Raw genomic sequence first — 3,602 nt, 5'->3', positions numbered from 1 at the left:
CGTTTACTAATACTTGACCCGAAAAAAATAAAGTATTATTTCCTTGAGTGGATACACATGCTGTGGTTTCGTTAGAAGTCAAGGTAATAGATGCAGGTCCAGCAGGAAGATTAAATCCGGTTGGTCCAGTAGAACCCGGTGGGACCAGTAGGGAATTGAAAGGGTTGAGCAGGTGGAAGTGTAGGTCCGATAGAACCCGGATTAGGTACAGCAAAGGATAAAAACTCGTCCATTATTTATCACCTCTAAAAATCGTATTACTTATAGTAAATGTAATGACAGAGCAAAGTGAAATGGACAAGCGGTAGTATTTTAACAAATTAAATAAAATAGTTATATGATAGAAAGAGAGATTAGTATGATTTCTTTAGAAATTAAATATAAAAAGGCGATTATCTTCAAATCGCCTTTTGGGTAATGCAGTGTAATTTTATTCAGTTATTTGAAATATAGTTTCATTCGGTTTGGAAAATCCATACAATTTCCTTGCGAATTTTAAAATTTCTTCTTCACTACCTGTTAAAGCTGTAACATCATTCTTAAGGGAATGACCATCCTTCTTTACAGAAGATAATTTTTGTTGCTCCGTATTAAGCGTGATTTGTTTTTCTTTAATCATTTCTTGTTGGTTATTCAGAGAATATTGAAGGACAAAAATTATAGGTAATATAATAGCCAAAGTAGTTATAATACGGCGTCTTGTTTTTTTAATATTACCTTGTTGGGTATTAGGGTTCACTTGCTGTGAGGGTATATTAGGGTTTGATTGGTGTGATGATACTTTTCCCATTAAAATGCCTCCATTACTGATTGTAGAATTTAAACCGTTTAAAAGTATTATAAATGTTCAATGGGAATTTTAGAAGATATTTTAATATAGTTGCATATCGTAAAGTTTAAACAAAATCCTTATTTACATAAAAGAAACACCGATTGTCCACGAGGCTCCTAAGGGTAATCATCAAGTAATGACGTACTCGACTAATTAACGATATCATAAATTTTTGGTAAAAACACTAGGGAATCCGTCCGAATTAATGAGGGCATCATTTGAAACAAAAACGCTATTTTAATAGGGGGCAATTGTAGAGGTTAGTGAAAAGGCAAATAAATCATTATATTGGCTCGATGCATGTTAGCTCCAAGCTATGAAAAAGTGTGTGGTAATAGTACAAAGCGACTTCGGTTGATTCGGATAGATGATGACAAAGAATGATATAAAAAATTTATTTCGTAGAGAAATGAGGTGGTTAAGGATAAGTATTGAATATGCCATATTTGTATGAATAAAGAGCAGAATTTAGCCTATATATAGATGCCGGAATTGTTCTAAAGGGGGGAACATCTGAAATATAAATAATTGAGGGGAGTGAACTAATAATGGAAACTAGCACTTTTTTAGGATTGTTTTGGGGATGGATAACGGTTATCATATCGGGAATACTTTTCGTACGTCCATCGGTACTACGTGAATTGAAAAAATTAGTGGTTGAAGACAGAGGGTTTGGTATTATGTACGGTTTTTTATCGATTTTCCTAGGGCTAGGTACTGTGATCCTACATAATGTATGGGTGTTCAACTGGCAGGGGTTCCTAACGGTTATTGCATGGCTTGCATTATTAAAGGGAATTTACATAATTGCATATCCTGAACCCTCCAAGAAAACAGATTTTGAATTAAGGGTACTATCTACACGCATAGCGCTCGCTATCGTTGGCGCCTTGGCTTTATGGATGCTTATAGTAATCTATATAAAATGAGAAATTCATTGTTAATGTATTAAGTAACTGAAAAGATGAAGTGTTATAAAGCTAGGATTACCAATAGGTTTAGCGTTAAGCTTAGTTACACAAAATATAAGATATAGGTAACTCATAGACGTCCAGTTGAATCTTGGTGAAGATTAATAGATTAAATATGATTTTTTATGTGAAGTTCGATAAAAAAGTACAGTAGATTCATTTATTGTAGGAAAACGTGGTGTTTCTAAAAGGAATAATTTACGTTTCTATAATTCACCAACTTGGAAAGATAAAGACGTTGCTGGTTCTGTTAATGTATGATTAGAGTTTGTTATTGATGCAAAAGTAAGTGTTAAAGGAACACTACAATACAAAGTGCACAATAGCAAAGGAAAAACTTACTGCTGTAAATAAGCTTAATATGTATGTGAAGTAATTAAAGAGTCGATTTATAAGAGTCAGCTTATTTTTTCAATACTCCATTCAACTAGTAAGTATAGATGTCAATTTAAATCCCTATGTGTGAATATATAAAAAGCTGACTATATTTAGTCAGCTTTTTATATATTTTAGTATTTATGGGTCCCAAAAAACATATTCTTTCCTTTAAGTTGACACTTAAAATATTACCAATGTTTCCTTTTACAATGACAACAAATAAAGAAACATTTACAGCGACACTTATTTTGTTTAGAACTCCAATCATCATTGCAATGCTTTTCTTTAGATTTCCACCAATCATCATTGCAATGCTTTTCTTTAGATTTCCACCAGTCATCACAACAATTTTTTTTCTTAGAACTCCAGCAATCATTTTTCCAGGACATTCTTTTATACCTCCCTTCAATAGGATTCCTATTATTCTATGTTTTAGTAAAAAAATGGCTTGTTTATTAACCTATTATTTTCGCTTTATATGATAGAGTGCTTTCTACTAGATATAGAATCCATACAAAGTATGCTAAATTTTACAAGATAGCGGAGAGAACTACTGGTGATGAGATTGATCAATAAACACTTGGTGAAGAAAACGTACTCCAAAATAATATTTTATTTTGGAGTACGTTTTTCTGAATGTATACTTCACAACAGTAAAGGAAAAACATACTATATTACTGCAAACAAAGTCTATGTATATGTGAAGTAATAGGAAAAGCTGGAGACTCTTTAAAGAGTCTCCAGCTTATTAAAAGAAAAAAAGATTTTTTGAGAAAGGGTCTGTCTAAAATTAAAATTCAGTTCCTGATTAAGCAAGCCTATAATTGTTAGAGGTTTGTTTTTATTATTAATAAAGAAAAGAATGTTTAGTACAATTGTTTGTTTTTTTCTTTCTATGTTTTTGCCTCGTACACTTTAAAGGTAGTGAACATACTATATTAATAGAAATGATTAGGGGGTGAGATTTTGGGATATCGTTATAGTAATTCTAAAAAGAAGTGTACATGTAAACAAGATGATTGCTGGGACGCTTTTGAAGAGTGTAAAAAAGAACATGAAGAACAAAATAAAAAATGCGATTGTTGCTGTGTGCAAGGAATTAGAGATGAACTGAAAAAATTAGTTAATAGAGCAGTGCGCATTAATACAGGAAGTAATAATTATGCAGGCACTGTTTCTTCAGTCACTTGTGATGTTGTAAAGCTTGCTAATAGTGCTGGGGTAGTTACAGTAATTATATCAGTTTGTAAAATTGAAGCGATTGAACCATTGTTGACATAGGAAACATTGCATAACTAGACTATGTTTTGTAAAGCCATTCATATGAATGGCTTTATTTTAATTTCATATAAAGGAGAATAGATTCTTTATATAGAAATAAGTTTGGGGCTATAAAGTATGATGTACGAAAGGAGCATAAA

Annotated in this window: 4 protein-coding genes and 2 pseudogenes; 3 read left to right on the top strand and 3 right to left on the bottom strand. The window is 31.9% G+C overall.

The window, feature by feature from the left end; all coding sequences use genetic code 11:
- Positions 1–233: pseudogene (locus tag MR113_RS26975) on the bottom strand (exosporium leader peptide-containing protein); the annotation flags it as partial.
- 197 nt (positions 234–430) lie between these two features.
- Positions 431–790 (bottom strand): FtsB family cell division protein, encoded by a 360-nt coding sequence (locus MR113_RS26970; protein ID WP_242257459.1) that lies wholly within the window; start codon positions 788–790, stop codon positions 431–433.
- A gap of 590 nt (positions 791–1,380) precedes the next feature.
- On the opposite strand from MR113_RS26970, the gene MR113_RS26965 reads away from it, so the two are divergent.
- Together MR113_RS26965 and MR113_RS26960 are read left to right on the top strand one after the other, a co-directional pair.
- Entirely contained in the window at positions 1,381–1,761 is a 381-nt protein-coding gene (locus MR113_RS26965) for a hypothetical protein (RefSeq protein ID WP_242257458.1), read from the top strand.
- 166 nt (positions 1,762–1,927) lie between these two features.
- Positions 1,928–2,157, top strand: a pseudogene (locus MR113_RS26960) (N-acetylmuramoyl-L-alanine amidase); the annotation flags it as partial.
- A gap of 94 nt (positions 2,158–2,251) precedes the next feature.
- Here MR113_RS26960 and MR113_RS28535 read toward each other — a convergent pair.
- Positions 2,252–2,590: a hypothetical protein gene (locus MR113_RS28535; protein WP_313895094.1), complete on the bottom strand. Its 339-nt coding sequence runs from the start codon at positions 2,588–2,590 to the stop codon at positions 2,252–2,254.
- A 557-nt stretch (positions 2,591–3,147) separates the two neighbouring features.
- Between MR113_RS28535 and exsK the strand changes: the two genes are divergently transcribed.
- On the top strand, positions 3,148–3,462 hold the full coding sequence (exsK, locus tag MR113_RS26950; RefSeq protein ID WP_242257456.1) for an exosporium protein ExsK: 315 nt from the start codon (positions 3,148–3,150) through the stop codon (positions 3,460–3,462).
- Positions 3,463–3,602 lie beyond the last annotated feature (140 nt).

This window comes from Bacillus cereus group sp. BfR-BA-01379 (assembly GCF_022663605.1).
GTDB lineage: Bacteria > Bacillota > Bacilli > Bacillales > Bacillaceae_G > Bacillus_A > Bacillus_A mobilis.
Note: the sequence above shows the minus strand (reverse complement) of the source record. Positions and strands in the feature narration are given on the sequence as shown.